General features: G+C 41.1%; 6 protein-coding genes and 1 pseudogene. All 7 read right to left on the bottom strand.

The genetic code is table 11. The features are described 5' to 3' along the window. Positions 1-158: 158 nt before the first annotated feature. A complete protein-coding gene (locus ND16A_RS19870) occupies positions 159-701 on the bottom strand; it encodes a DUF4177 domain-containing protein (RefSeq protein WP_152593800.1) in 543 nt (180 codons plus the stop codon). 111 nt (positions 702-812) lie between these two features. Then, positions 813-2,123 (bottom strand): sulfatase-like hydrolase/transferase, encoded by a 1,311-nt coding sequence (locus tag ND16A_RS14440; protein WP_160173485.1) that lies wholly within the window; start codon positions 2,121-2,123, stop codon positions 813-815. Between the two features lie 183 nt (positions 2,124-2,306). Beyond that, positions 2,307-2,852, bottom strand: coding sequence for a GNAT family N-acetyltransferase (locus tag ND16A_RS14445; protein ID WP_033076525.1), 546 nt, complete (start codon positions 2,850-2,852; stop codon positions 2,307-2,309). A 198-nt stretch (positions 2,853-3,050) separates the two neighbouring features. Beyond that, complete coding sequence (locus ND16A_RS14450; protein WP_033076524.1) at positions 3,051-3,995, bottom strand: M14 family metallopeptidase; 945 nt, start codon at positions 3,993-3,995, stop codon at positions 3,051-3,053. A gap of 112 nt (positions 3,996-4,107) precedes the next feature. Next, positions 4,108-4,490, bottom strand: a pseudogene (locus tag ND16A_RS19865) (cation transporter). Positions 4,491-4,545: 55 nt separating this feature from the next. Next, on the bottom strand, positions 4,546-4,929 hold the full coding sequence (locus tag ND16A_RS14455; RefSeq protein ID WP_443080288.1) for a cupredoxin domain-containing protein: 384 nt from the start codon (positions 4,927-4,929) through the stop codon (positions 4,546-4,548). A gap of 27 nt (positions 4,930-4,956) precedes the next feature. Next, complete coding sequence (locus ND16A_RS14460; protein ID WP_052072881.1) at positions 4,957-7,221, bottom strand: heavy metal translocating P-type ATPase; 2,265 nt, start codon at positions 7,219-7,221, stop codon at positions 4,957-4,959. Positions 7,222-7,247: the final 26 nt, after the last annotated feature.

The following is a 7,247-nucleotide window of genomic DNA, read 5'->3' as shown; positions in this document are numbered from 1 at the left end:
CAAAATCCTGAGCATTACCTCCCTTGGAACTACCAACAAAATCAAGAGATAACTCAGTCATAGACTGGGTTAGCGCCATTCTAAATAACTCAACTTGCCATGTCACACTATCCCGCCGTAAGCTCACTGTAATTGCTATAACGATATAGCTGGACTATTTAGCAACAATCTCTCTTTGCAACAGGGCTACCATTTTTTCCTGTTTTAGCAGACCAGGCACCCTGTGCTGATTCGGGTGTTAAAATTTGTACAACAAGCCAGCCGTTCATGCCTTCTTTATTGAATAGTTCGGCCAAATCCGGCAATTGCTGTTTTTTAATTCCGCTAAGAAAGCCTTCTTTATTTTCAATTTCTAGCGTTTTATATTCGTATTGTTTCATCTTCTTTGATTCCTGGTATTCAAGATCTAAGGTATCTATATCTAATGCTGAAGCTAAAGACTTTCTCGACTGCAACGAAGCAGAGGCCTCTTTCTCTATTCGTTGTATCGTCCTGAGGTTAAGACCAGATGCAATGGCTAACTCATCTTTTCCGGAACAGTTTAATTGTTCAAAGAATTGGACTTGTTCAACAGAAAGCTCTACTTTCTTTTTAACTATCTGACATTTTTTATCATATGCGGAAGTTACAGTTGGCTTAACAACACATGAACATAGCAACAGACAAAAGCTACAGAGTATTATTATTTTATGTAAAGGCATAACCATCCGTGAGTATCAACGCCTTACTAACAGGCAAATAATATTGGTGCGTGCTTTTCCCCATTTTACAAAAACCATGACGATGTTATTAGTCCCATTGAGCAACTTCGATTAATGCTCATCTAGGGTATTCTCCCAGTCTGCTAGCTTTCGTCTAAGTTGATTAACTTTTTGGGGGTACTTATGAAATACGTTATTTCTTTCACTGATGTCAGCGTCTAGATTGAACAGTAATTGTGAATGTCCATCCACCACATATTTCCAGTTATTGTTACGGACAGCTTTCATCTTTCCACGCCGCCAATATAAATTGCGATTCTCAAATTTATCCGAGTTTTTCATAATGTCGAATAAGCTTGTCCCATCTAGGGAGTCGATGACACTATCAGCCTGTGCGGCGTCAAGCATTGTCGCGGTAAGGTCCATAGCGATTGTAGGCGTTTCAACAACGTCTGCTTTATTCACTCGGTTTGGCCAGCGGATGATTAAAGGAACACGGATCCCCCCCTCCCACAATGTACCAAAGCCATGAAATAGTGGTCCTGAGTCAACGAGGTGACGGCCGCCATGATCATAAGTGAAAATTACCAGCGTATTTTCTTCGAGTTCATCTTCGCGTAACTTGTTAAGAACCTTGCCTATGCCTTGATCCATCCTTTCTATCATCGCAATATAGTCCGCCCTTGTAGCTTCATTGGCATCCCAGCCTGAGTCCCACTCAGATTTTGCTAGATCAGGTGCTTGATAAGGTGGCAAGCCGGCATTATAGGAAAGATAAATAAAGAAAGGATTGTCTGCATTTTCATCGATAAACTGTACGGCCTCTTCGGTAAAAATATCGGTTAAGTAGCCTTTTTCAATTGCTGGCTTTTTATTTCTCACTAGGCCAGGCTCACCATCTGAGGTAAGGTGAGTATGGTATCCCAATGTCCAGGAGTTGAATCCTAAAAAATAATCGAAGCCATGATCGTTTGGCCTAAAGTTTTTCTCTGCGCCAAGGTGCCACTTGCCAATTAACGCGGTTTTGTATCCACTCGCTTTCAGTCCGCTGAGTAAATTGTTATTGTTTGAGTGTAATCCTCGCCCTCTTTCCAGTTCAAAACTTTCTATTACTTTTGCAGGGTACTTGCCACTCATTAAAGATGCGCGGGAGGGAATACAAGCAGGGGCGGCAGAATAATGGTTCGAAAAACGAAGCCCTTGCTCAGCTAGCGCATTGAGTGACGGCGTTTTTATATCACTTGAACCATAAGGTTCTATATCTGCATAGCCCATATAGTCAGTAACAATTAAAACAATATTTGGGGCTGGTTCATTATTTTCTGCGAGAACTGTTGAAGTTGATAGAAATAGCGATATCCCTAAAGTTATAAGTAATCTTTTTAAAAAGTTTAAGGCTCTTGGCATAACGTATTTATTCATAACCATATGTTCGTATAAAAAGTTCCATTTTTACCGCTGATAAGTGCAATTTACTCTGGAAATTTTAGACATACACTAAATCCTTTAATGATCAACGCCCGGGGAACAGGCTAAACATAGTTGGCTAAAATAAGCGACGAAGGAGCAAAAGGCAACTGTATTTTGTCCTTGTTAAACAGCTCGTTATGTGAATTTTTGTTCAGAACGTAATAATGCATATTGATATTCATCCCCCCACTCACCTTTGAAAAATATATTTTGAATGAAGTGACCCTCTCGGCGAAACGATAATTTTTCAAGAAGCCGATATGACGCTGTATTCTTTGCATCTGTCGTAGCCACCACCCGATGTTTATTAAGTTCATCGAACACATAGCGTAAAAATGTTGATACGGCTTCTGTTGCAATGTTTTGACCTTGATGTTGAGGGGAAACTGTAAAGCCTATTTCTATTTGTTCTTCATCGATAAAGTGTACCGCTAGATCACCAATTAACTCATCTGAAGTAAGCGATGCTATTGCAAGTTGATACCAGTTTCCTGCCGTACCGAAAGTCGAATAATCCATACTTTCAAAAAGCTCAACGGCATCTTGATAGGTGTAGCTTGTCCAACTTTGATATTTTGCCACCACGTCTTGTGACCGATACTCAGAGAACGTAGCTAAATCCTTTTTTTCAAAGGCCCTGATAACTAAACTTTGGGTTTTCAAAACTGGGAAAATCATCATTCCGACTCAAGGATTAATCGTCTTCATTTAATTTATATCATCACTTTATCTTTTATTTCAATATATTCAAAGCACTATCTATGAGTGGTGAAATATTGGAAAGAATCTTTGTATCTCGGAAGAAATGCATATAGCTAAAAGAATAAAACCATTTACGTCTAAAATGGCTTTATTTTCTAGCCTGCTAATTAGCCAACATTATTTTTTGCTAAGTATGAAATCTAAGCCACCGGTAATTGACGCCACTTGCGCAACAATGCAATTTTCATCGTCAACTTTCGGGCTGTCTGGGTACACTTCGGTGGTGGTACAGTACTCTGAATCACTAAAACCGGCACATAGGCCAAGTTCTTTGGTGGCATAGTTGATCACGCCAAATTGCGATAACGGTACGCCGATGAGTTTTCCGTCTGCATCTGCCGGGGCAATGTGGGTTAGCTGCTCTACCGATTTGATCATTGCCGTTTGAAAATCAACCTGCGGTCGAATCGTATCGCCGACTAAGTAGAATCCGTCAGGAATGTTCCAGTTTTTTTGTTCAATGGCATCTCGGGCAGCAAGGGCCGGTCTGAATTCGCTGTTGTCGGTATCTGTGGTTTCGTGTAAATCAAAATGCGCCAAGATATTAAAATTTAGCTCTGCTTTCATCTTTGCAATATGTTGTATCAACAAAGCCGACTCTGCTGCCGGGCTGTCTTGATAGAATGAGCGATTTGGATCGATGGCATTTGGGTTCCAGCGGTTTATGGTTTCATAACCCCATGGGCTTAAACAGGGTGCGACAATGATATTAAAGTGTTCACTATAGGCTTGTGCGTTGCTTTCAACAAAACGGATTGCGCCTTGTACGCCACTGGTTTCATAGCCGTGTACACCGCCGGTGACTAAAATGGTGCCTTTATTTTTATCCCAGTTACGGCTTTTGATGATAAATAACGGGTAGTTCTTCGCACCATTGCCAAGGCTTTCATAAGCAAGTTCGCCGTATTGTTGCACATCAAATCGTTCATTTAATGCTGCTATTTTTGTCACTACCAGGTCTTGGTATGAGCGTTTAATGACTTGTTTGGCAAACCATGCCTGCTTTTCTTCATTGCCCCATTTTTGTCCTGGGGTGCCAATTGAATACGCTTTTTCTTGCATAAGATTTATACCTAATTAGTAGTAATATTGGTTGAATTTGAGAAGCTTTATTCTGCAATTTAAGAGCTTTCACTTAACCTTAGATAGGTAGAGTTTTGCATTAATTAACCGTTCACTGCAATGAATCATTTACTTTTTTACCTGATCCTGGGAGCAGTTTATGACAATTCCAAGGTGTATGCTCGGCATTGTCCTTAACGTTTTGGTCAACAAATTTGTAATAATCTTCTTTAATATGATTCCACCAACGGTCTGAAATATCGGCATCATGTTTTCTGATTATCTCTTCGATACCATCTAAATCTATATTTGATGCATCGTAAGCAAATGTAATTCATGCTTTTCGTCATCAAATGACACCGCATCAATGCCAAAACTTCCATCGATTTCATCCAATATCATGTCCTTATTTAGCTCGGTAATTCCATCAAGTTTTAGCGTTCTAATCACTAAATTTAATGCTTTCACGCCTACTCTATGAGCTAAATCACTCATAGATGGTTCCTCTCAAGCTTAGTTATTTAATCCACTAATTTTAAACAGATCTATCTTATTCAACTAACAAACTTCCGGAGTACATTTTCATTTGACAATGAAATGCATACAGACCTTTATTCATGGCTGGCAGAGGAACAACAAGGGGTTTATTTAATGGCAATTCGGCACTGATGTCTAAATCAGGAAAAACTACCGTTGCCGCACATGGGCTGGCATCTTTTCGAATAAAATTAATCCGAACAGAGTTATTTTCATTGATAGAAATATGGGCGGGTTGATAAACGCCATCCTCGACAACTACGGTAATTTCTCCCTCATTAGAGGTTTCTTTATCCTGTACATTTTTTGCTTTCACCAGTTTGGGCTTATATAACCAAAACCACCACACAATCAAAGCTATTAAGCCCAGTCCTAGCAAATTTACTGTTAACATCATTGTCACCTTAAGCTTTTATCAAAGTAATTAGTGCTCTTTCGGTTTAAAAAAGCGTAGGCGGTTAGCGTTGCTAACCACCGTTAATGAAGAAAACGCCATCGCCGCACCTGCAATTACCGGGCTAAGCAACATACCAAAAAATGGGTATAAAATACCTGCAGCAAATGGCACCCCGGCTACGTTATAAATAAAAGCACCAAATAGATTTTGCTTAATATTGCGTAGCGTTGCTTTACTGATCGCTATAGCATCGGCCAAGCCATGCAGCGAGCCGCGCATTAAGGTTACATCGGCACTCTCTATCGCCACATCAGTACCGGTACCAATGGCAAAACCTACATTGGCGAGTGCTAAGGCTGGAGCATCGTTAATCCCATCCCCGGTCATACCAACAATCTCACCTTGTGCTTGCAGTTCAGCAATTTTAGTTGATTTATCCTCTGGTAATACTTCAGCAAAAAATTCGTTAATGCCAACTTTTTCAGCAACAGCTTTCGCTTTTACTTGGTTATCACCGGTTAACATCACCACACGAATACCATTACCTTGAAGGCGCTGTATCGCAGATACAGAGTCTTCTTTTATCGGATCGGATACGGCCATAATGGCGGCTAATTTTCCGTTTATGGCAAAATACATGGGGGTTTTTGCTGCACTTGCCAATTGTTGGGCACTGGCTATCATGTCTTTGTTAAGGGCAATGTCTTGTTCGAGCATTAGCATTTCATTACCGAAGAATAAATTATCGCTATTTACAATTCCTTGTACTCCACGTCCGGCTATGGCTTTAAAAGCCTCTACCTTAGTTAAAGCAAGATTTTTTTCACTAGCTGACTCGACAATAGCTTGTGCCAACGGATGCTCAGACCCGGCTTCTAAGCTTGATATGATGCCAAGAATGATATTGTCATCCATGTCATTAACCACAAGGATGTCGGTTACTTTCGGAGCACCAAGAGTAATGGTCCCGGTTTTATCTAACACCATGGCGGTTATTCTTGATGAAGTTTGTAAGGCTTCTCCATTTCGAATAAGCACACCGGCCTCGGCGGCTTTGCCGACTCCAACCATGACCGACATCGGCGTTGCTAACCCTAAGGCGCAAGGACAAGCGATAATTAATACTGTCGTTGCTGAAACCACTGCAAAAGCTATGCTTGGCTCAGGTCCAAAATTAAGCCAAACCATAGCACTGGCGATGGCGATTATCATGATCACAGGAACAAAATAGGCCGATATTAGGTCCGCCAAACGACCAATGGGTGGTTTTGAATTCTGCGCCCGTTTAACCATATTAATAATTTGGGCAAGCGCGGTATCTTTGCCAACACGGGTAGCCTTAAAGACAATAGATCCGGTTTTATTAATTGTGCCGGCCACCACTTCATCACCAGCTGTTTTTTTAACTGGCATAGGCTCGCCCGTTAACATCGACTCATCAATGGATGTTGCCCCCTCAAAAACAACACCATCAACAGCAACCCTCTCGCCTGGACGTACCCGAACAGAGTCGTTTAGCAACACTTGCGCTATGGCAATATCGACCTCTTGCTGATCACGAATCACTCTGGCCGTTTTTGCCTGTAAGCCAATCAAACGCTTTATCGCTTCACTTGTTCTACCCCGAGCTTTCATTTCAAGTGCCAGACCTAAATTGATTAAACCGATGATCATTGCAGTGGCTTCAAAGTAAACATGTCTCGCCATTTCTGGCACAAATAACGGGTCTATCACCACTACCATAGAATATAGCCAGGCCGTGCCCGTACCTAGTGCTATTAAGGTATCCATATTGGCACTATGATTGACAAAGGATTTATAAGCACCAACATAAAAATGCTTACCGGCAAAAAACATCACCGCAACACACAACAAACCAATAAACAACCAAACACCGCGTTCTAATGGTGAATTAACTGTCATCGACCCGCCCAGTAAACCATAAACCATCAAAGGCACACCCAAGCCTAAGCCCACCCACATTTGCATCATCAGTTTGTGATAATATTTTTGCTCGGCTACTTCTTTCTCATCGAGTAGCTCTTCATCACTGCTGTTTTGCGTGCTTGTTGCGTTATACCCTATGGACTCAACAGCCTGTATTAATTGTGCTGTATCTACGCTTCCTGCTACAGTCACAGTTCTTAAAGCAAAGTTCATTGCAGCATGTTTTACCCCTTTCACTTCGTTCAAGGCGGTTTCTATTTTTCCAACACAACTTGCACAACCTGCTCCTTCAATAATGAGTTCTTGGGTAAGAGGATCTGGATCAGTCTCTATAATTTTACTCATTATCGTCTCCTTCAATCAAATGACAA

Source organism: Thalassotalea sp. ND16A, assembly GCF_000764205.1.
Lineage (GTDB): Bacteria > Pseudomonadota > Gammaproteobacteria > Enterobacterales > Alteromonadaceae > Thalassotalea_A.
The sequence above is the reverse complement of the archived record's forward strand: the minus strand, read 5'-3'. Positions and strand labels throughout refer to the sequence as shown.